This is a genomic window from Verrucomicrobium sp. BvORR106 (genome assembly GCF_000739655.1).
Taxonomy (GTDB): domain Bacteria; phylum Verrucomicrobiota; class Verrucomicrobiia; order Verrucomicrobiales; family Verrucomicrobiaceae; genus Verrucomicrobium.
Window position 1 is genome coordinate 41108 of sequence record NZ_BATR01000125.1, and the last position, 22221, is coordinate 63328.

Here is a 22221-nt window from a genome sequence, read left to right on the forward strand (position 1 = left end):
AGACCCCGCCTCCTTTATCGGCTGTTGGAATCGATCGAACAAGTAACCTCCTGTGAATTGAAGTGCGTTGCCTGCCGCTCCACAGTGGCGACCATGTCTCTTGTCGCTCCCATGTTCTGTCTGGACGTCCACTACGCTGATGCCAGCGCGACGGTGGCGGCGGTGGTGTTTGCCAGCTGGACGGACGCAGTAGCGATTAAGGAAACTACCCTCACCCTCCCAGTGGCTGCGGGCTATGAGCCCGGCGAGTTCTACAAACGGGAACTCCCCTGCCTGATGGCTGCCATTGAATCTCTGGACGAGATGCCTGGGCTGATCCTCATTGACGGTTACGTATGGCTGGGGGCGTCACGTCCCGGCTTGGGAGCTCGGCTGTATGAGGCTCTGGATGGAAAGGTGCCAGTCGTCGGCGTGGCCAAGACGGCATTCCAGGGACAGACAGAGGCGGTCGAAGTTTATCGGGGAGGGAGTCGGCGGCCGTTGTTTGTCACCGCAGCTGGAGTCTCCGCGCAGGAGATGGCAGAGCGTGTTTCCCAAATGCACGGCGAGTATCGGCTCCCTACGCTGATCAAGCGGGCGGATCAGCTATGTCGGGGGCGAGTGTGACCTGTCGCCGAAGGAAGAGGCTGCTCGAACGAGGCATGTTCGGCGGTCGGGAGGTCTGGAGTGTTTTGCGCTTATCCCTCCGCTCCCGAACCGACGGGGACCGTCGGACTACTCCCGCAGCGTCGCTTTGGGTGTAGTCCGGACGTGCCGTTCGGCTCAGTCGCCACGGGGGCTTGCGACCAATCTGCTGATTTGTGATCAGCAGGTCTCGGAGCTCCCGACCAAATCAAAACAGACCTTTCGGTCTATGGGCAAAATTCAAGAAATCAGCCACGCTTGCCGGGTTCTCCAGCAACCCGTTGCGCATGCCCCATCTCCGAGTCCTTCCCCCTGTCGCCGGCATTTCCATGGCTGAGCGTGTCAGAAACTTGCGGCACCGTCTCCGACTGGGGCGCCCGCAGCTGGCGGTCCGCCTGGGGGTATCCCGACAGTACATCACCAAGCTGGAGGCCGGAGCCATGCCTTCAAAACCCGTGCTGCTGCTCATGGAGCACCTTGAACGGGCGGCTTTGTCACCAGGGCCAGCATCTGCTCCCGCGGCAGAGCGCACCCCGGCCCAGGCGGTTCTTCGGTTGATTCCCCTGCTCAGTTTGAACCAGGCGGGAGCGCTCGTCTCCCCGGCGACCCCGAAGCCCGCAGCCGTGAAGCACCTGGCCTTCGTCACCGAGGATGTGCATTCATTCGCGCTGCGCTTGGAGGCTGGCTCGGAGATCCCTCAAGATCTTGAGAACAGCCTCGCCATCGTCTCCCCCTCAGCCCGCCTCCGGAACGGGGACTTCGTGGTCGTGAGACTCCGGGGAGATGCCGGTGGCCCGGCCCTGTTGCGAGTCTTCCATTCCCAGAGTGCGGACCAGTCCGCGACGCTCACTGCCCTGCGCCCCGAGATCCCACCCATGCATGTGACGCGGGAACAGATCCGCTGGATGGTCCCTGTGGTGGCGACCTTGCGGTATCCCCTCGGGTGATCACCGACTGACCTGACCCTGGCTGCTGCCCGCCTCACCTGTCTGGGGCGGCGTTTCCGCGGGCGGGGCTCCCACGTGTTTGCGCAGGATGCGGCGCACTTCCTGGATGCCTTGAGGGTTCTGATGGGCGCCGTGGTTCGAGGGGACAATCAGTTCCGACTCCGCGCCGTCCAGATGCGAGCTGGTGTAGGGCACCACCCCGTCACTGCAGGTAGGTGGACCGCCGCGACCGCGATTCCCGCAGATGGTGTGATACGGCACGCCCGGTGTCATGGGCAGGTCCATGGTGGCTTTCACAAAGGGGTTGGCCGGTGAGAGCGTGTCGATGCTGTTGGGCAGTCGTCCCATTTGCAGGGAGGTCTCGTCCAGCAGCAGTACATCCGTGATGGTGCCAGCCAGGGCAACAAGGTTCGCTGGTGCCTTGACCAGACGGGAGCCGAGGCGGCCCACCCAGCCCATGGCCAGCTTGCTGCCCCGGTGCGGGGCGGAGATGAAGATCGCGCGGTCAACGTCCTGGCGATGGCTGAAGATGAGCGTATTGGCCACTAGGGCCCGATCCTCCGCAGAGAGGCGCGTCTTCTCAGGCGGTACGCGGAAGAATTTGTTCCAGACGTCGTTGTGCGTGTCGATCAGCATGAGCCGGCCGATGACGCCGCCCATGCTGTGCCCCACATAGACCATCGGTTTGTGGTTGGGGTAGGTCTTGGCCGCCTTGTCGAACTCCTGCCGGAGCAGTTCTGCGCTGTAGGGGTAGGGATAGCCACTGGGGTAGCTGTACATCCAGACCTGGTACTTCTTCCGGATCACCGGGTCAGCCCGCAGGGCATTGAGCATGGGCGTCCAGGTCGCCGGGGTGTCCATGAGCCCATGCACCAGCACGAGCGGCACCCGCTGGGGATCGTAGGGACGCATGCGGATGAGCCGGGCCGTATCCGCATAGCGGCCGGGATCGATGAGCCGACGCAGGCCGAGGCGCTCCGGCTTCTCCCGTGTCAGCAGCACGGCGATCGGCGTGGTGTAGTCGGCCGCCAGATCAAAGGTGTGGCCAGCCACCTTCACATCATCCGTGTCGAGAGGATCGTAGAACTGGATCTCGCAGGTGTTGCCCTTGAACCGTGCCACCGCCGTGACGCCGTAGTAGATCCGGGCCCCCATGGTGATGGCCTCGCCAGGGTCCAGGTCTGCGCTCTTGCTGATCGCCACCAGCGTGGCCCCCACCCCGGCACGGGTGACGCGTTCCTTGAGGTACTTTCCTCCCACCTCAAGCTGATCGTCCGGGAGAAACTCGTACAGCGAGGGATTCCAGTTGGGCCGTGAAATGCTGGTGTGGCTGAGCGTGAAGTCGCCAAACTTGGCAGGCTGGGACCAGGGATCCATCTTGTGCATCCGGATGACGGCAAACACTCGCTGGAGGGCGTAGTTGTACACGCGGAGCGCCTCCTTGTCCCCGGCATCCCGCTGCAGACGATCCTGGCTGTCCTTGAGCACGCTGAGGCAGCGCTGGATGGCGCGCTGGGGGTCTTTCTTCGCGCAGCGGTGGGCTTCGTCGAGAGCCTCGTTCGCGCTCTTGATGCGCACATCCACCTTCGTGGAGTCCGTCAGCCGGGCACGCGTCTCACGGAGGGCCGCGATGGGGGTGCAAGACGGGCCGGAGAGAAGAATCCCAGCGAGAATCAGGACGAGAAACTGACGGCAAGGGGGCATGCGCGCCAAGCTTACGTTGAGAGGCAGGGCGGCACAAACCCGGCGTTAGGCAATTGTGCGCCCGGCCGCATCTTCTTCAAGCTGTCTTCAGGCGACGGCGACGCAGAGCCAGGATGGCGGAGGCTCCCAAGACCAAGACCACACTGCCAGGTTCCGGCACGGGAGTGATGATTCCCAGAATCTCCTGACGGTAGCCGGATACGAGCGAATCGATGCTGACCTGTTCGTCACCACCGGGAAGTGTGATAGTGCCCGCCACGGAATGCACCCCTACCAGCTCCAGGACACCATTGTTGATGATGAAGGTCGGAGCCCCGGAGTCCCCGGACTGGAAAAAGGTGTCGTACAGCACGTCCGCGTCATAGATCGCAGTGGCGGACCAGCCGTTCACCACGGAGACGCTCCGCTCCGCCACCCCCAGGATGCCATCATCCAGATCCAGCACGTTCGTGCCGACGCGGAAGTTTTGGTACGAACCCTGGCCGGAATTGCCCACCACAAAGACGTCTTCCCCTTCCAGGATGTTGGGGTTCGCCAGCGGGTTGAAGATTTCGTACGTCGTGATGTTGCTGCTGATGGAGGAGGTCAGGCGGCCGATCCAGATGTCGCTCAGGCCCTGGTCTGTCATGAGCTGGATGCCAAAGGAGGTGTCCACCGTGTAGTCCTCGAACCCACCCGAAAGGCTGTCACTCAGGTAGAAGCGCACGTTGTCCGTACCTGCCACGGGATGGTAGTGCCCTACGGAGATGAAGTACTCGTCGGAGATCATCGTGACCCACCGACCATCGGAGGTCTGTCCCACTCCGCTCCAGTCGTACCCGGCCCCGATGAAGTTGGCGCTGCCGTTCAGGCGCTCATTGGCGTTGGCGTCATAGCTCGCCACCTGGAGAGCGGCCGACAGCGTACCCAGCGTGCACCAGAGGCCGCACGCGAGGGTGAGGGCTGATTTGGCCAAGAAACGCATGAGTCAGGGCGGCTTGGGGCTGCGCTATGATATTTCCAATCAACGCAAAAATATCATTTAACCCTGACAATGCCAGACAATACTTGGGAATATCAGACCGGGAGGCGCTTCCGCCGCACCCCCATCGACCCCAGGGCCAGCAGGAGAAATGCCATCTTCCCCGGCTCTGGAACCGTCGAAAACGGGATGCCCGCTGCCGTCAGGCTGGCCAGATAGAGGGCAAGGAGGTCATCCACAGAAGTCGTGCCCCCTACCCCATAGTGCGTGCCCAGCAGGACAAGCTGGCCGTTGTAGATCGTGAAGGTGGGGCTGCCGGAGTCTCCCGATTCCAAGAGGGCCTCGCCGAGGGTTGGGTCCTGATCCCAGACCAAGCCCTTCTTAAAGACACCGGGAGCAACTTCCACATCCAACAGGCCTTCGGAGATATTGGTGCCGATCCTTGGTGACCCGCCACTGCCGTGTCCGTAAACCAGGAGAGAGAGCCCTTCGAAGTCGTCATAGTCCGAGGAATCGAAGATCGCGTACGAGGCGATCGAGGGCGAGACGGTGGTGGTGAGGCGACCGATCCTCAAGTCCCCCAAGGCGTCCGATACCTCACCCGTGGGAGCAAACGAAAAGCTGGTGTCCACCGTATAGGTCAAAATGGTGCCATCCGCCGCTCTGAAGGAAATCGACAATCCGATCGGGTAATGTCCCGAGTACACAAAGTACTGGTCACTGATCATCGTGATGGACTTCTGCGGCTCACCCGTGCTCCAGCCCACGCCGGAGAAGTCGTAACCGGCACCTACAAAACCCGCGCTGGAGTTGACCACAGGAGTTGTGGGATACCCCGACGCAAACCGGTCATGCAGCGCCGGGTCATACCCGACGATGGTGACAGCCTGCGCCGCAACAGCAATGCACAAGTAGATAAAGGAAATAACAACGTGACGGACCATGCGATTTCTCAGGGGTTTTTATCTGAGAAACCATAACTGTCCCCTTGCTAATCCGCCACCCTAAACGCGCCTTCCAGTACGGAAATCTTGGGTTTTTCCCCTTCAGAAAGAATGACTTCCACAATATCGCATCGAGTCTTAATGGATTCTTTCTCTTTGAGTAGTCGCATCCACGCCTGCGCCCCACGGAGAATAAGTTTTTCCTTTACGGAGTCCACCGCGGCAGCAGGGCGGCCATAGTCAGTGCTGGTGCGCGTCTTCACCTCCACGAAGGTCAGCACCTCGCCATGGCGGCATACGATGTCCACCTCCCCACCCTTCGGGCCGCGGAAGTTCCGGTAGAGCACTTTCCGTCCATTCTTGGCCAGCCACTTGGCGGCGAGGTGCTCGCCCCAGTCTCCGATGACTCTGGACTCGACGCGTTGACCCTTAGAGGTCGTCAAACACAAACGTGAGTTGAGAGACGGGCGCGAAAGAGCGGCGATGCAACGGGCAAGGACCGTGCCGGCGGAGCGCTTCCAGGTGCTCAGGCGTGCCATATCCCTTGTGTTGATCGAAGCCATATTCTGGGTAGTCCAATGCCGCGCGGCGCATGAGGCGGTCCCGGGCCACCTTCGCGATGACGCTGGCCGCCGCAATAGAGAGGCTCAGGGCATCCCCCTTGACCAGCGCGCGATGCGGCACAGGAAAGTCGGGCACGGGTGTCCCGTCAATCAAAACCGCCTGTGGCAGGGTGGACAAACCCTGTACGGCCCGGCGCATGCCCATGCGGGTGGCCTGGAGGATGTTGATGCGGTCGATCTCGTCCACCTCGACCATCACGTGGCACCACACCACATCGGTGCGCCCCATCAGCTCATCATAGATGCGCTCGCGCCGCAGCTCATTGAGCTGCTTGGAATCATGCAACTCTGCGTGCGTGAAATCGTCCGGCAGGATCACGGCCGCCACACTCACCGGTCCGGCCAGAGGCCCCCGCCCTGCCTCGTCCACCCCAGCCACCAGTTGGTGACCTTCCTGGCGCAGCTCCAACTCATAGCGGAAGGTGGGGCGCGCCGATCCCAGCAACGCCTTCCCCTTCGCCACCGCTTTCTTGCGGGCTGCGGCTGAGCGTTTGGCGGGAGACTTCTTCACGGGGCGGTGACAGTGGCGTTGTTCGCAGCAGCCGCGGGCCGCGCGACGATGTAGACGGGCGAGCGCTGCAATTCGAGCATTTGCGAACCGAAGTCAATGAGCGTGTTAAACGCGGTAAAGTGCCGGGCCGCCCCATGAAGTCGGAGGGAATACTGCAACGCCCGTCCCCCGTCCAACAGGGTGGCATGCTGGACATTGAGCCGCTGCGCCAGGGCGGTGACCTCGGAGACGTTCATCACGCCCCCGGTGCCGGAGAGGATGAAGACGATGTTCCCGTTCTGCTTCATCCCTGCGAGGGCCCGGTAGGTGACGCGATTGCCGTCAAAGTACCGGGTGCTGGGCAGGTCCACGTAGGAGAAGACCGTGTGGTTCTTCATCAGGGAGGGATACCCCTGGGAAGCCTCCTGCAGGACACCCGGCGCCTCTTCAAAGAGGGACTTGGGGCCGAACCAGGGCTTGCCCGCTTTGACAAAGAAGTAGCCCGTCCAGGCTGGGAAGGTCGAATTCCGCTGTGTGCCCTCATGCACCACCAGACCCAGGGGCTTGCCCGCGGGATCGCGGAAATTGGCCGTGATCGCAAATGAGGCCCGCTCGGTGTCGAGCCGCTCCTTCGCGGTCGTCAGGGCAAAGCCGTCCTTGAAGCTGGTCTGGAACTGATAGCTGGCCGGATTGATCTCGATGACATTCACGGTCTCGCGCACGAGGAAGCCTGCGAGACGTTGCCCCCAGGTCCGGGCCTCGCGACGCAGCACCAGCGTGCGCCAGGTGATGCCGGTGTCCTCATCCCGCCGTACGAGGGCGCGATCCATCTCTGCCACGGTGAGGGCGGAGACCGGTTTCCATGAACCGCCGCCCAGGCGCACTTCCAATGGCGCGCGGGAATCGCGAAAGGCCAGGAACACCATCGTGCTCCGCAGGTTGAAGACATAGTCCACCGCCAGCACCGCCACCAGCCCCAGCACCATCAGGAGGCCCAGGATCCGCCATGCACAGCCACGTTTCTTCTTCAGGGGTTTTCCGCCGGACCTCACGCGAACACACTTCGCACGTTCCAGGTCTCCATCAAGTCTTTGGGCAGTTCTTGAAGGAATCGGGAGGGACGCTGCAGCACCTCGCCATCGCGCGCCTGGTAGTTGATCACCGGATAGGTCAGGTACAGCTCGTCCTTCGCCCGGGTGACCGTGACGTAGAAGAGACGGCGCTCCTCCTCCAGCCCCATCTCGCCGGATTCCTCAATGACACGGTTGTTGGGGAACATGCCCTCCGCCAGCCACACGGCAAAGACGGCCTGCCACTCCAGCCCCTTGGCCTGGTGCGCAGTCGTCAGCGTGACCGCCTCGGAGTCGCGGTTGTTCGCATTCGGCTGCTCGTCCGTGTCCACCCCACTCACGAGCGCGAGCTGGCTGAGGAATTCGGACACGTCCTTGAACCGGGTGCTGTAGTTGCTGAGCTGCTCCAGGTCCTGCTTGCGCTGGTCGGCGTTCTTGAACTTGGTGCGCATGTAGTCCTCATACACGCCCTCCATGACGCTGCGGATCATGGCCGATGGCGCAACAGGCTGGCCATCGGGATCCAGCAGCTCCTCCAGGGTGAAGGAGGTTTGCTCCCAGATTTTGGCCGCCTTCTTGGGCGCAGGCAGCTTGCGGAGACACTCGCCAAAGTCGCCCTGCGTGACCGGGCCGGCCACCGCGGCGCTTTGCAGCCAGTGGGCCCACATCTTCCCCGCGCTGGCCGTGCCCACCCCGGGAATAAGACGCACCAGTCGCATGAAGGAGACCTCGTCCTGGCGGTTCACGGCGAACTTCATGAACGCGGCCACGTCTTTCACATGCGCCTGCTCGAAGAATCGCAAACCGCTCGTGATCTGGAATGGGATGCCCCGGTTGGTCAGCTCCATCTGGATTTCCAGCGAGTGATAGTGAGCCCGGTAGATCACGGCCATCTCGTTGAACTCCATGCCTTCATCCCGCAGTTCCAGGATACGCTGGGCCACGAACGAAGCCTGGGCGCTGGCATTGTCCAGCGGCACCAGGGCAGGCAGCACCTCCTTGCCCACGCGGGCTGGCATGAGCGCCTTGCGGAACTGGCCCTGGTTCACCTCAATGGCCCGGTTCGCCAGATGCAGCACCTCGGGCACGCTGCGGTAGTTCACCTCGATCTTGTACACCCGCGCGTTCGGATAGCGCTGGGGGAACTCCAGGATGTTCTTCAGGTTCGCCCCGCGCCAGGAGTAGATGGACTGGGCGTCATCCCCCACCACCATGAGGTTCCCCTCGGGCCCGGCCAGCAGCTCGATCAGCTCGCTCTGAAGCAGGTTGGTATCCTGATACTCGTCCACCAGGATGAAGCGGAAGGTCCGGCGATAGCGATCCAGCAGATCCTCATTCTCACGGAAGAGCCGGAGCGTCATCGTGAGCAGATCGTCGAAGTCCACGTTGTTCGTATCCAGCTTCTTTGCCGTGTAGAGCTCGCGGAGCTTCTCGATGCCCTGCACCACCCGCTCAAAGTACGGGTACTTGCCTTTCACCACTTGGGCGATGGTAGAGCTGGTATTGTCTGCCAGGGAGAAGATCTCCCCCAGCACCTCCGGCTTGGGGAAGCGGTAGGTCGTGGTGTCCACGCCGCTGCTGGTGACCACCGTCTCCATGAGGTCCTTCTGGTCCTCCCGGTCCATGATGGAAAAGCCCTGCCGCAGCCCCAGGCGGTCGCCGTGCTTCCTCAGCAGGCGGTTGCCGATGGAGTGGAAGGTGCCGCCCCAGAGCCGGTTCGTCTCGATCGGCAGCAGATTCTGCACCCGGTCCAGCATCTCGCGGGAGGCCTTGTTGGTGAAGGTCACCAGCAGGATGTTTTCCGGGGCAATGCCATTGTCCAGCAGGTAGGCCACCCGGTAGGTCAGCACCCGGGTCTTGCCGCTGCCTGCGCCCGCAATCACCAGGGACTGCCCCGCTGGAGCCGTCACGGCCGCGAACTGCTGTTCATTCAGCTCCGCACGGTAATCGATACGATGAGGAGCCGGGGTGCCATGAAGCGTGTAGTCGCGGGCCATTAGAGGGGGGCAAAAAGAATCGGGGACAGGAACAAAACCGACCCCGATCAAACCACCATTCCGCCGCGAGGCAACCTCTGTGGGAAAGATTCCTTTTTCCTACAATTTCCCACATCGCAAATGAAGTGGAGTACGTACGGCTTTTCCCCTTGCCCGTGGAACGGCGGCTGCTAAACAGTCCCTCCATGCAAATCCGCAACCGTGCTTTTCTCCTCCTTGGATTGTTTGGCGTCGTCACCGCCGGTCTGACTGGCTGTAAAAAGGGCGGCGACGCTGCTGCTGATGCCGACACCATCGTGATCGGTGAGGTGGCAGCCCTCACGGGCGGTACGGCCACCTTTGGCCAGTCCTCCCATGCTGGCACGCAGATGGCGATTGACGAGGTCAACGCTGCTGGCGGGGTGCTGGGCAAGAAGATCAAGCTCGTGACCGAGGACGACCAGTCCAAGCAGGGTGAGGCCGGTATTGTGGCCAAGAAGCTCGTGAGCCGTGAGAAGGTCGTGGCCCTCCTGGGTGAAGTGGCCTCCGGCCGCTCCCTGGAAATGGCCCCCATCGCCCAGAAGGCGGGCATTCCCATGATCTCCCCTGCCTCCACGAACCCCAAGGTGACGGAGACCGGTGACTTCATCTTCCGCGTGTGTTTCATTGATCCCTTCCAGGGCACGGTGATGGCCAAGTTCGCCCTCGCCCGTGGCTGGAAGAAGGTGGCCGTGATGACGGATGTCACCCAGGACTACAGCGTGGGGCTCTCCCAGTACTTCAAAGAATACTTCACGAAGAACGGCGGCACCATCGTGGGCGAGCAGAGCTACGCCTCCGGGGACAAGGACTTCAAGGCCCAGTTGACCTCGGTCAAGGAAGGCGCGCCCGATGCGATCCTCGCCTCCGGTTACTACAATGAAGTGGGCCTCATGTCCACGCAGGCCAAGGAACTCGGCATCCAGGCCCCCTTGCTGGGTGGCGATGGCTGGGACTCCCCTTCCCTCGTGCAGGTGGCAGGCAAATCCATTGAGGGCTCCTTCTTCTCCAACCACTTCTCCAACGAGGACACCGCTCCCCGGATCCAGGAGTTCGTCACCAAGTACAAGGCCAAGCACGGCACCATCCCTGACGCCATGGCGGCTCTGGGCTATGACTCCGCCATGATCCTCGTGGACGCCATCAAGCGTGCGGGCACGACCGAAGGCAAGGCCCTGCGTGACGCGATCGCCGCCACCAAGGACTTCGAAGGCATCACCGGCAAGATCTCCCTGGACGCCAAGCGCGACGCCAACAAGCCGGCGGTCGTCCTCACGATCAAGGACGGCAAGTTCGTCTACGTCGAAACGGTCGCTCCCTGATCCTCCCGCCGACCTCTCGTTAACTCATCTGACCTGACACCGCAGCCCCACCCTTAATCGAGAGCGCACCTTGGATCAGTTCGTTCAGCAACTCCTTAACGGCCTGTTCCTCGGTGCCATCTACGCGTTGATCGCGTTGGGGTACACGATGGTGTACGGGGTCCTGCGGTTCATCAACTTCGCGCACGGGGATGTCTTCATGCTCGGGGCCTTTGGCGGACTCTATGTCCACAAGGCCCTCGCGCCCCTGCTGAATGCCCTGCCCTGGCCGCTCGCGCTCGCGGTGGTGATGCTCGCCTCCATGGCGATCTGTGCGGCCCTCGGTATCGCGATTGAATACTTCGCCTACCGGCCGCTGCGCAATCGCCCGCGGCTCAACGTCCTGATCACGGCCATCGGGGTCTCGCTCTTCATTGAGTACACCGGTCAGCTCGTCTTCGGGGCCACGCAGCAGCCGTTCCCGGCGATCATCCCCCGGCAGAACATCAGCGGTCTGGGTGGTCTGACGGTGACCATGACGCAGGTCATCGTCGTGGTGGTCACCACCGCCCTCCTCATCGGCTTGCGTTACATCGTCATGCGCACCCGGCTGGGGCTGGCCATGCGCGCCCTTTCCTTGAACCCCACCGCGGCCGCCCTCATGGGGGTGAATACCAGTGTGGTCATCTCCTTCACCTTTGGCCTCGGCTCCGCGCTCGCGGCCGCTGGCGGCATCCTGTACGCTTCGCTCTATCCCTCGGTGGATCCCTTCATGGGCATTCAGCCGGGCATCAAGGCCTTCGTGGCGGCCGTGCTGGGTGGCATTGGCAACATTCCCGGAGCGGCCCTCGGCGGCATGATCATCGGCGTGGTGGAGACCCTCGTCACCGGCTACAGCCAGAAGCTGGGCATCCCCTCGGGCTACAAGGAGGGCGTTGCCTTCATCATCTTGATTCTCATTCTGCTCTTCAAGCCTTCGGGGCTCCTGGGCAAGGTGGAACGTGAAAAGGTCTGAATCTGGTCACGATGCAACTTCTCCTCAAGTATCGCACTCAAGCGTTTCTCCTGCTGGCCCTGCTGGTCAGCTTTGTGGTCTCTCAGGCCTCGGACAATATTGATGGCTATGTCCTCCAGATCATGCTGGTGGCAGGCATCAATATCATCCTGGCCGTGAGCCTGAACCTGGTGAACGGGCACACAGGCCAGTTCTCCCTCGGGCACGCCGGTTTCATGGGCGTGGGGGCCTATATGTCGGCCGCTGTTTCTGTGGAGATGGGGCCTTCCATCCTTGGGCTCCTCGGCGGTCCCAGCACCCTGTCCCACGGCGTGACCTTCGTCATCGCCCTCCTGGTGGGCGGCCTCTGCGCAGCCGTGTGCGGCTGGATGGTGGGCGTGCCTTCCCTCCGTCTCCGGGGCGATTACCTGGCCATTGTCACCCTCGGGTTCAATGAGATTATCCGGGTGGTCTTCCAGAACACCTCCAGCAGCGGGCCTTTCGGCGGCGCGCTGGGCATGCGGGGCATCCCTGACTACAGCACCTTCTTCTGGGTCTTTGGCATCGCCGCCATCTGCATCTACGTGGTGGCCAGCATGGTGAACTCCACCTACGGCCGCGGTTTCCTGGCGGTGCGGGATGATGAAGTGGCCAGCGAGTCCATGGGGGTGAACACCGTGCGCTACAAGGTGGTGGCCTTTGTCCTGGGTGCCTTCTTCGCAGGCCTCGCCGGTGGACTCTACGCCCACCTCTTCGGCGCGATCGATCCCAAGGGCTTCGGTTTCCTGAAGTCGGTGGACATCATCATCATGGTCATCCTCGGCGGCATGGGCAGCACCCTCGGCGTCGTGGTGGCCGCGATCGGCCTGACCACGCTCAATGAGCAACTCCGCGATGCGGAAAAGTTCCGCATGATCGTGTTCTCGATCCTGCTTATCGTCATGATGATTGTCCGGCCCCAGGGCCTTCTGCCTGTCACCTTTGAGAAGAAAAGGAGGAAGTCCGCATGAGTTCAGTCCTTGAGCTCAATGACGTCTCGATCCAGTTCGGCGGTCTGCGCGCGGTCGGGGGCCTGACGTTCTCCATCCAGCCGGGTGAACTCGTCGGGCTCATCGGCCCCAATGGCGCCGGGAAGACGACGGTGTTCAATCTCATCACCGGGGTCTATCAGCCCACGAGCGGCAGCATCAAATTCGGCGGTGTCTCCGTGCCGGGGCACAAGCCCCACCAGATCACGAAGCTGGGCATTGCCCGTACCTTCCAGAACATCCGCCTGTTCTCCTCGCTGTCGGTCTTTGACAACGTGCGCACGGCCAAGATGATGCACCTGCGTCACGGCATTGCCCATTCCCTCTTCCGCGGACCGGCGTTCCTGGATGAGGAGGCGATGATCGAGAACGAGGTCTTCGACCTGCTCGATATCTTCGATCTGGGCAAGGAGGCATCCACGCCCTGCAAGTCCCTTTGCTATGGCGATCAGCGCCGCCTGGAGATCGTCCGCGCCCTGGCCACCAAGCCCAAGCTCCTGCTGCTGGATGAGCCCGCCGCCGGGATGAACCCCACGGAGAAAGAGGAGCTCATGCACCTCATCCAGTTCATCAAAGACAAATTCCAAATCAGCGTGCTGCTCGTGGAGCACGACATGAAGGTCGTCATGGGCATCTGCCAGCGCATCGCCGTGCTTGAGTACGGGGTGAAGATCGCTGAAGGCACGCCCGCAGAAATTCAAAACAACCCGAAAGTCATCGCCGCCTACCTGGGCACCGAGGATGGAAAGGGCCCGCTCGATGCTTGAAGTCAACCAACTCGAAGTCTCCTACGGAACGATCAAGGCTCTGCACGGGGTGTCCCTGAAGGTGCCGGAGAAGTCCATCGTCACGCTCATTGGGGCCAACGGCGCGGGCAAGTCCACCACCCTGCGCGCCATCTCCGGACTCATCCGCGCTGGTGGCGGCCAGGTGAAGTACGACGGGAAGGAAATCACCAACCAGTCCCCTCACGCCGTAGTCTCCAAGGGCCTCTGCCATGTGCCGGAAGGCCGCATGGTCTTCGCCAACCTGACGGTGGAGGAGAATCTCAGGATGGGCGCGTATCTCCGTCGGGACAAAGCCGGCATCAAGGAGGACGTGGACTACGCCTTCACCATGTTCCCCCGGCTCAAGGAGCGCATCTCCCAGCTCGCCGGCACCCTCTCCGGCGGTGAGCAGCAGATGCTCGCCATCGCCCGGGCCCTCATGAGCAAGCCCAAGTGCCTCATGCTGGACGAGCCCTCCCTCGGCATCGCCCCCATGCTCGTCCGCGCCATCTTCGACCAGATCGTCAAGATCAACAAAGAGCGCGGCTTGACGATTCTGCTTGTGGAACAGAACGCCAACCTGGCGTTGGCCATCTCCCACTACGGTTATGTGTTGGAGACTGGGAAAGTGATCTTGGAAGATTCTGCGGCCGCGCTGAGGCAGAATCCGCAGGTGCGCGAGGCTTATTTGGGGGATTAGAGTCGGTTGGGTGGTCGCTGGCCGACGCTCTGAAAGGCGGGATAGCGGGTGCTTAAGCATACTCTCCCGTATGACACAAGTCCGCTTTGCGCCTAGCTCCCTGCCTCGCGGCGAGATAGCTCGTTGGTGAGGCAGCGAAATCACCAAGTTCACTGGGGAGTCTCGTTCAACCTTAGCCTGCAACCAACCAGCGCCTGAAAACTTCAAATAGAGGTCAACTGGCGGCAATCCTGATCGATTTATTAGACGATAGAGGTATTCCCGCCATAGGTTCCTGCCGCGAAACCTACAGCGCTTCAGTCTTCTCCCAAGTCACAATCCTCCGCATCTAGGGACCAAGGCGCTGTCGGCCGTTGCACGGAACAGGCAACGCGAGAAAGACTGATTGAAAAAAATTGGATAAACACTAGGCAAAACAATATACTGTCTCTGAGTGTAGATGCGATAGCTTGAAGCGGATTCAGCTACCAGACGAGGAATTGGAGATATATTCAGAGTAGGAGATTAACTACAGTGGCCTCGAAGCAACTAGACCCAGAACACGTGTCCCACCCGTCAATCAGTTGGGCATTGCAGCACATTGCGAGGTATGGGGATACAGATGTATTCCCGATAGCATTTGAATACCAAGCATTTCAATCGATTTGGCCCACTTTGCTTGACGCACTTCACAAGGTCAATATAGCGGAACATGAACTCGGTGCGGCTATCCGAATGATGGTGCCTAAGCATGTAGGAGGTTATCGATCGGCAACACAAACAGATCCGGTCGATTCACTCCTGCTACTTGCAATGGTGTATGAAATGGCACCACAGATAGAAGGCTTTCGCATCCCTGTCGATATAAAAATATCTTGCGCCTACCGCCTCGAAATCGAATCTAATGGTCAGTTCTTCAGTAAGGATTCGGGATGGGGGGATTTTCAAGAAAAATCAAAAGAATTGGTCGACGATTTTCTGTGTACCCATGTTGTTTGCACCGATGTGAGCGACTTTTACAATCAAATCAGTCATCATCGAGTTCAGAATTCGCTGGGAAGCGCGCAGGTTGCTGAAAATCGCAGTCACGTCCTTGAAAGATTTCTCAGCAATCTCAATGCACTGCATCATTCCCGAGGCATCCCCGTTGGTCCGACATCCAGCATATTGCTGGCTGAATGCGCATTGGCAGATGTGGATAACTATTTGATGCGCCGTCAATTCAAGCACACTCGATACGTGGATGATTTTCGCATTTTTTGCGATTCCGAAGAGGAGGCAGTAAAAGCACTGCATGAACTGAGCGACTACCTTTTTAAATCACATCGACTGTCTCTACAGCCCTCAAAAACGCGAGTGCTTTCTCACGATGAATTCAAATCCCGCGAGCTTCATGATCCTGAAAAGATGGAACAGGATAAAAAGACGCGCTTCATTTCCAACATGATTGAAGAATGGGGATTTGGCCCATACGGGGCGCCCCAAGCGAACATTGACGAAGTAGAGCAAGATGCCATTCGAGAGTCGATTGTGGAACTGTTTGATGAGTTGTTACAACTTCCTGTGCTGCCTCTTGGCCTCACCCGCTACGTGCTTCGCAGAGCAGGAGCCATTCGCTCCAGGGCAATTTTACAACGCAGCTTAGACAATGTGGATAAACTTATTCCAGCATTGAGAGATCTAATCATCTATTGGTGTAAGGTAGCTGACAAGAAGAGGCCAGAACAGATTGGTGAGCGCCTAAAATGGATCATTCAAGACTCGAAATTTCGATCGCTTCCTTACGTCCAGTATTGGATCTTGTCAGCATTCGAGTCAAATCCGACCCTTTGCGATTCGACAACGGCCATAGCACTGGCCGAGGACAGCGATCCACAGATTCGAGACCGCATGGCAGCGTTATTGGCAAGAAAGCATGGTATCGTTGATTGGGTTCGCAGTAGGAAAGAGACCTGGCTTAACACATCAGCATGGGGGCAGCGAGCCATCATTTGGTCCTCCTCTGCGCTTCCTAAAAATGAGCGGATGCACTGGCTTAAGTCGATTGCGAACTACCCGGTTCTTTCAATCCGCTCTGTTGCGAAAGCATCGATGGCAATGAAGTGACAAACGTCGAGGCTCAACCCAGATTCACGACTCAATGGCTATCAGACGCTCATTAATCAAGGAAGAATGAATCACAATATAAAAAAGTTCATTATCATAGGGTCGAGCTCCTTAGCGGGCATTTCAGGGCGCAACTTAACTTGCATCCGCTGGGATAAACTGACTCCTAAGATAAATCTGCGCGATTTTGACGTCGTCATAATCTCAACGCTTGCATTTGGCACCTCCGATCAGCCGAATGTCGACTGGGCAACGTTCTTTCACATTCTAAATCCAACTATTGCGCGAGACGTGTCCGCTCATGGAGGTGTGTTTATGATAGTTGGAAATCCCACATTTGACGTCCACCTCGACAAAGGTAAAGCAAGTGCACCATTTCTGTCTTGGACAGGGTTGCAGCTAGAATGGGATATCGCCCATGGTGACACTATGCAGTTTCTTGATTCACGTGTGAACACAAACTTTGCAACCTACTGCTCTTACATTGCGGGTTGGCAATATTCACTTAGATCCTGCTCCATTGGAAGTACTGGTTATGATGCCATCGAGGATGTTGCAAGGAGTGGAGGGTCGATAATACTCCATCGCGACGATATTGCCACCAATCGACACAAGAATGCACTTGCCACTAGAATCAAGGTAAAACATAAAGTTACCGGCCACCAATACTCCTCCACCGAAACGACAATTCTTCACTATATTCTACTCCCCCCGATCAATTTCTCCAACGATGACACCTTGTTGTTAGTACTTCGCGATGTCTGCAATCTTCCTCTCGCCGTAAATGAACCAGAGTGGGTTAAGGAGTGGATTGCCCCCAATCAGATTAGAATAGATGCACAAATTGCCAGTTTAGGAATTGCAATGCGAAAGCTCCAATCGGAGCTTGATGCCGCGCAATCGGATCGTAACAAATCACGTCAGTGCCTCAAATTGCTGTATTCCCGTGATCACGAACTTGAAGAGATTGTTCGCTCCGTTTTGCGCTCATTGGGGGCGATCATCGAGGATCCAACAGGTGATAACAAGGAGGACGGATGGATTTCAGTTAACGCTCATAACTCCATTCTTGAAGGGGTTCTCGAAATTAAGAGCACTGAGAAAGACAGTTTTACGGAACAGGGGCTCCGCCAACTGGGAGAATGGAAAACTCGAGGCATTGTCGAAAGGCATAAAAAGTTCAAAGGCATTTTTGTCGGCAACAGTGCACTAATGTGTTCGCCCGACTCTCGCCCATATCCATTCTCAGATTCCTTCCTTAAAGCCGCCACTCTCAGCGAGGTCTGCATTCTAATGACAAGCGACCTGTACGCAGTTTATCAACTGCACTGTGAAGGCGCGCTAGATTATGGCGCCTTCTGGACTGCCCTCTTCTCAACAAACGGATTGTTTTCCTGGAAGTCGGATAAAGGCCAATCTAAAAGCAATTGAATCCGGTCCAATTTCCAGTCGCAACCCATTCAAGGAGCATTCTCCGGGTGAATTGGCGTCCCGGCTTCATGGCTGAAACCGGTGCGCGTCAGAACTTTTGTCAATCCCTCCCCCCTCAAAAAAAAGACGGCCTGGCAACTTTTCATCATCCTATTCCGGTACAGCGAGTGATCCCACCTCATCTGCGATTTCTAAGCTTGCGAGCGAGGCAAGTTCTCCTAGCGTGAGTAATTCATAATTATTCGTGGTGTGCTGCGAGGGCGAGATGACGGGCGTAAAGTCTAGGCTCCAACGGGCAAAAATGTGAAGAGCTTGCTAAAACTGGGAAACTCTTTTAAACAGCTTGGCGCCCCGCTTAAAACACTATTCCTCATGCAAAAAGTGCAACGTCGCGCCATCGGTGATGCCTTTCAATGGAACCCCTTCCATTGTGGACGCTGAGTACCGAGACAAGGGTTCAATGCCAGAGAGTTTTGCACATCTGAATGCTTGAAGCACATCGTCTGAGACAACTATCTTGTTGGCTTCAGACTTCCCCGAGATCCTAAATCCAAAATCCACGTCTGGCCCGATATAATCGAGTCGCCCATCTATTTTACATACAATATTGCCGGATTGATGCTGTTGAAAATCTAATGTCGAGGAAGGTCCTGTCTCAGTCGCCGATATTGTCCAGATTGCAGACTTTGTTCGACGCATCACAGATTGCGAGGAATTGTCCACATTGTGCAATTCCTCTGCCATGCGAATCGCTCCATCCAGCGCCACATCTAATCCATGCTTAATCATCACGGCTGAATGAATCACCTTTTCGATATCAGATTCATCTTGGATTTCGTGGTAGAGGAGAATTTCATCTCCTATCGATTTCCACACATTCAGTTCTATGGTCTTATTAGGATAGTGTGCGATAACTTCCTTTCTGAGATTGTGCACTCGATTGTAGAACATGAATACAATCCATGGCCAATTGGGAATTTTTCTCTTCATGGCGGTTGATTCGCACAAGTCAAAGCTAACCAAGACGTACTTTTTCATTTGTATATTAGGCTCCGAATCTGATGACTAGCTAGAACTGAAATCGCTTATTAAACGTAACAGGCATCCAGCAAAAGGTTTAATATGGAGTCGATCCACAATGGAATCAAGGATGCCCTTATGCATTTCTTGCTTTCCTCGGCCAGGGTGAGCTTTGGGGAGGGGCAAGGTTTATACTTGCCTTTGATTTCAAGATAGATACAGCCTCATTGTTATCCGACTCATTGGTATTGAGGACTTTTATGGCTTCGGTCAATATCCTCACGATGTCGTCAAGGTCTCATGCGCTGGATGCATCCTGTGATCTCTCGGGATTTGTTGGGGATGTGCACACTTACTAGCGGACCTGCCTAAGTATTGTCTGTTGATCGATGTATTGTGCGAGGCTCTCTCCTTTGATCATTTTACCGCTGGAGACTCAATGTATGATTCATTAAATGCTGCAGGGCATGCAACTTGAATGTGTTGGAACTAGGGGTTAATCAAATTAGAGCTTAAATGTGAGATGAGATGCGTCCGGCTTGGTGAGCTCTACTAGCATCTCGCCGGTGAAGTGATGCCAGCGCCTATTGAGGCGTTCCGCAGCTGCAAGATGATCATTAGTGGCGGGAGTTGTGGGTCCATCGCACAATGCATCGATCAGTTCGCGATCTTCTGGCTGCATACAAATAAGCCCCAATTTTTGCTCGGCTAGCCTCCAAATACTTGTGTTTGTCTCTCTGGCTTCCGGAAAAAGCTGTCGCCAGCAGCTTATTGCTACTCGGGTAACGAATCCAGGGTCCTCACTAGCATGTTGTTGTGTGAGCTCAGCAGGTAGGATGATTCTTTCATAGTAGTGTCTCGGGCTAAGGTATCCCCTGGCCGTTTCGAGCGCTCCCAATTCGTCAGGACTTAGTGGCATCTGAGAGTGAGTTGCCACGTAGTAAAAAGAGTCGCAAAAACGTATGTTGAATCGTCGGTTGCTAAGGAGGGAGTAGGCCTCAAAGTACTCTAGAGCTAGCAGCTTCCCCTCTCGGCCTAATTGCATCATTTCACGGTGAGTGCCATACCACCCATCCTTTTTGAAAGCGGCGGAAAGGGATGGTGAAAGTCCCTTGTCCGGTTCGACTTCGAATGAGCGCTCATGAATGATCTTCCGCAGCTCCATGCCAGTCGAGCGCGGCAGGGGTTCTCCAAACCCTGCGCTTGAGCGGTCTAATTGTTGCCAGGTTAGGTACGATTTGTCGTCATCGACTTTGCAACCTAGTACCCCAATAAAGCCGTGGTGAAGTTTGAAATACTTCATGGCTAAACTAAGGGTGTTTAATAAATTTACGCTAGAATCCGCTTGATGCTGCTCAAAATTGGCCACATTGCTGAGCAGAAGCTTGCAAAGCACGATGTTCCCACTTTCGCACCTCTTACGGAGTGCATCTTTGACCGCTGAACTGTAGATGTCGTGCAGAGGTGTTGATATCCAACTTGTGAGGCAGCCAGTCCTGAGTGAGGCGGCTACGTCCAAGTGAGCGAAATTAATCTCTGCCCGTTCATGGTTGCAAATGGCATCCACGGTCTTGCTTAAATGCTCACCCTGAACATCAATAAGCAGTTGGACTCGTTCACTCAAGTGCTTGCTCAGTAGATCCTGGTAATCGGCTCGAGGCAGTGTTCGACAAAGATCGAGCAGTGTGGCATCAAAGAACAGATAAGCGTTGATGAAGATATAGAACATTTCGGGATCGGCCAAGCGCGCGTCCTTCTCAGCCAGTAGGCGCTGGATTCGCCGCACCATAATATACCCAACAAAGTAGGGCGCATGGATAGGATCTGGGCAGGTTAGGAACAGGCGGCGCAATCCGTCGAATTGTGTTCGTATCACGTCCTGCACTAGTTTTGCTATATCTGCTTGGCTGGCTAGGCGTGGTCCGATTCGCGTCAACACGCCCTCCAATTCCGGTAGGTCCGTGGGAATCGGTGTTTCGTCAGCGTAGCGATATAGGTCACAGTTCCAGAGTTCCTGGAGGAGATGGAAGATGGCCGAACTAGTATTGTGCTGCTGTGAAACCTGAAAATCTAGTTGGGTGAACATCGCAATGCCCTCAAGCCAATATCGAAAGACGGTGAAGAGGTCAGTGCAGTTTGCCAAGTCGTCGCTGCTTAGGCGTGACAAAACAGTGCGAAAATCATTGACCTTCCCCAGTGATGGGTTCAAGTCCGCCCACCCGTCTGCTTCAGTCTTGGCCAGGTCGCGAACCTGAGCGCGCATAGCTTGCTGATAAGCGCAAAGATAGCCGAACGGGCCTTTTAAAGCGAACTGGTGAGTAAACTCGTGAAGGATTACGGAAATCTCTTCTCGCGTCCACTTTGCGCCGCGGACTGTGATTTGCGGTTCGACAAAGGGAAGAAATGAATAGCCGTCCGCCATGTCGACATAGGCCGAATAGGTTGTGCTGTGGAGGAGCATGCAGGGGGCAATAATCGAAAGTTGCTGTCGGGCACCATCACTATCAGAACAGTGATTGTGAAACTTCCTCTATATGAGAGGGGCATATTTTTTTGACGACCTTTAAAGTGTGAAGTCGAAAATGCAGCGCTGCCGGTTTTTCAGCGGAATTTTTGATCTAATCGCCTAAGCAGACTCCGAGCGTATGACGATTCGGTCATTGAGCCCGATTTCGCCCGCTGCCATCTTTACGCAGCCGAGCTCAATAAGGTGCTGCAAGCGGGCGGTCACCTTTAGCTCAGAAGTTTCCGGGCCTAGTGTCGCCGCCAGTGTAGAAATAGTGGGTACTTTGCGGTCCTCAATCAGCGTCCATATGGTGTACACGATTCGGGCATCCTCGGCGCCGAGATCGACGGTAGCTTGCTTGATCACATCATTTAGGAACGCCAACGCAGCGACCACTAAAGGAATGATTACTTCACCGCTGGCAATTGCTCCGGACGCTGTCCTTGCTGCGGAGAATAGAAACTCTCTCAAGTGAAAGCGGACGTTTCCAATACGCCTGCTGGAGCCTTTGACTATGTCTCCAGCTGCGTCTTGGTGGAGCTTAATGGTCTCCGCGATTGTTATCTCTCTTGCGGAAGCGGGATCTGGCAGGACATGTAGACTCTGGAGCAGATGATTCTTTGTCAAGGGTTCGATGTCCAGCGCGGAGATTCGGGTGACGAGTTCTAGGGGAAGGGGGGCGCTCATGGGTTAATTTACGGCGTAAGTTCTAGTAATGAGACTCTTGCGAGTCATCTTTATTTGATGATAGGTGGCGTTCGGAAATAGGATTTGCCGCGCGAGCGGTTTGTTCCGTGCGACAACCTAGTAAAACTGTTGTTTTGAAATGCAAGATATTCGATGGCGTTGCAGACAATTTTTGACAGGTTCACAGGTGCCATCGGGGATCTGAAGTCGGGATGCCACCAGGTGAGAGTTGTGCCAAGCGATGTGAACAGGCAGGGACGATTGCTCGCAAATGGAGAACAGAGAAGGCGACGAGTCGGTGCCTTGAAACCATTTCAGATCCAA

Annotated in this window: 19 protein-coding genes; 9 read left to right on the top strand and 10 right to left on the bottom strand. The window is 57.2% G+C overall.

The features are described 5' to 3' along the window. The first annotated feature begins 93 nt into the window (after positions 1-93). Both BV106_RS23625 and BV106_RS23630 read left to right on the top strand, forming a co-directional pair. The gene (locus BV106_RS23625; RefSeq protein WP_038168918.1) at positions 94-606 is read left to right on the top strand and encodes an endonuclease V; all 513 of its coding nucleotides are present in this window, start codon (positions 94-96) and stop codon (positions 604-606) included. 305 nt (positions 607-911) lie between these two features. Continuing rightward, the gene (locus BV106_RS23630; RefSeq protein ID WP_081892171.1) at positions 912-1571 is read left to right on the top strand and encodes a helix-turn-helix domain-containing protein; all 660 of its coding nucleotides are present in this window, start codon (positions 912-914) and stop codon (positions 1569-1571) included. On the opposite strand, the gene BV106_RS23635 is transcribed toward BV106_RS23630, so the two are convergent. The 7 genes from BV106_RS23635 to BV106_RS23665 all read right to left on the bottom strand — a co-directional run bounded on the left by BV106_RS23635 (position 1572) and on the right by BV106_RS23665 (position 9360). Next, entirely contained in the window at positions 1572-3275 is a 1704-nt protein-coding gene (locus BV106_RS23635) for an alpha/beta fold hydrolase (RefSeq protein ID WP_051946241.1), read from the bottom strand. A 76-nt stretch (positions 3276-3351) separates the two neighbouring features. Further along, positions 3352-4239, bottom strand: a complete 888-nt coding sequence (locus BV106_RS23640; protein WP_038168921.1) for a PEP-CTERM sorting domain-containing protein — start codon at positions 4237-4239, stop codon at positions 3352-3354. A 92-nt stretch (positions 4240-4331) separates the two neighbouring features. Further along, positions 4332-5180 carry a PEP-CTERM sorting domain-containing protein gene (locus BV106_RS23645; protein WP_081892173.1) on the bottom strand — a complete coding sequence of 283 codons (849 nt, stop codon included), beginning with the start codon at positions 5178-5180 and terminating at the stop codon, positions 4332-4334. Between the two features lie 47 nt (positions 5181-5227). Continuing rightward, positions 5228-5623, bottom strand: coding sequence for a YraN family protein (locus BV106_RS23650; protein ID WP_051946242.1), 396 nt, complete (start codon positions 5621-5623; stop codon positions 5228-5230). Continuing rightward, complete coding sequence (locus BV106_RS23655) at positions 5610-6314, bottom strand: ribonuclease HII (RefSeq protein WP_081892177.1); 705 nt, start codon at positions 6312-6314, stop codon at positions 5610-5612. The genes BV106_RS23650 and BV106_RS23655 overlap by 14 nt, the downstream gene beginning before the upstream one ends. Continuing rightward, the gene (locus BV106_RS23660; RefSeq protein ID WP_038168925.1) at positions 6311-7345 is read right to left on the bottom strand and encodes a phosphodiester glycosidase family protein; all 1035 of its coding nucleotides are present in this window, start codon (positions 7343-7345) and stop codon (positions 6311-6313) included. Before BV106_RS23660 ends, BV106_RS23655 begins: the two co-directional genes overlap by 4 nt. Then, a complete protein-coding gene (locus BV106_RS23665) occupies positions 7342-9360 on the bottom strand; it encodes an ATP-dependent helicase (protein ID WP_038168927.1) in 2019 nt (672 codons plus the stop codon). Before BV106_RS23665 ends, BV106_RS23660 begins: the two co-directional genes overlap by 4 nt. A 185-nt stretch (positions 9361-9545) precedes the next feature. Between BV106_RS23665 and BV106_RS23670 the strand changes: the two genes are divergently transcribed. The 7 genes from BV106_RS23670 (at position 9546) to BV106_RS23705 (ending at position 17684) form a co-directional block, all read left to right on the top strand. Next, on the top strand, positions 9546-10700 hold the full coding sequence (locus BV106_RS23670) for an ABC transporter substrate-binding protein (protein ID WP_051946243.1): 1155 nt from the start codon (positions 9546-9548) through the stop codon (positions 10698-10700). 70 nt (positions 10701-10770) lie between these two features. Beyond that, positions 10771-11694, top strand: a complete 924-nt coding sequence (locus tag BV106_RS23675; protein ID WP_038168930.1) for a branched-chain amino acid ABC transporter permease — start codon at positions 10771-10773, stop codon at positions 11692-11694. 11 nt (positions 11695-11705) lie between these two features. After that, positions 11706-12683 carry a branched-chain amino acid ABC transporter permease gene (locus BV106_RS23680; RefSeq protein ID WP_038168932.1) on the top strand — a complete coding sequence of 326 codons (978 nt, stop codon included), beginning with the start codon at positions 11706-11708 and terminating at the stop codon, positions 12681-12683. Then, the gene (locus BV106_RS23685; RefSeq protein ID WP_038168934.1) at positions 12680-13468 is read left to right on the top strand and encodes an ABC transporter ATP-binding protein; all 789 of its coding nucleotides are present in this window, start codon (positions 12680-12682) and stop codon (positions 13466-13468) included. Before BV106_RS23680 ends, BV106_RS23685 begins: the two co-directional genes overlap by 4 nt. Then, entirely contained in the window at positions 13461-14168 is a 708-nt protein-coding gene (locus BV106_RS23690) for an ABC transporter ATP-binding protein (protein ID WP_029190501.1), read from the top strand. The genes BV106_RS23685 and BV106_RS23690 overlap by 8 nt, the downstream gene beginning before the upstream one ends. Before the next feature lie 543 nt (positions 14169-14711). Next, complete coding sequence (locus tag BV106_RS37585) at positions 14712-16253, top strand: RNA-directed DNA polymerase (protein ID WP_265596013.1); 1542 nt, start codon at positions 14712-14714, stop codon at positions 16251-16253. 66 nt (positions 16254-16319) lie between these two features. After that, positions 16320-17684 carry a hypothetical protein gene (locus BV106_RS23705; protein ID WP_038168940.1) on the top strand — a complete coding sequence of 455 codons (1365 nt, stop codon included), beginning with the start codon at positions 16320-16322 and terminating at the stop codon, positions 17682-17684. Between the two features lie 363 nt (positions 17685-18047). Here the strand turns inward: BV106_RS23705 and BV106_RS23710 are convergent, their stop codons facing one another. From BV106_RS23710 to BV106_RS23720, 3 genes are all read right to left on the bottom strand, one after another. Then, a complete protein-coding gene (locus BV106_RS23710; protein ID WP_265596014.1) occupies positions 18048-18722 on the bottom strand; it encodes a hypothetical protein in 675 nt (224 codons plus the stop codon). Between the two features lie 487 nt (positions 18723-19209). Beyond that, positions 19210-21165, bottom strand: coding sequence for a hypothetical protein (locus BV106_RS23715; protein WP_038168944.1), 1956 nt, complete (start codon positions 21163-21165; stop codon positions 19210-19212). Between the two features lie 165 nt (positions 21166-21330). After that, entirely contained in the window at positions 21331-21897 is a 567-nt protein-coding gene (locus tag BV106_RS23720) for a hypothetical protein (protein ID WP_038168946.1), read from the bottom strand. Between the last annotated feature and the right edge of the window lie 324 nt (positions 21898-22221).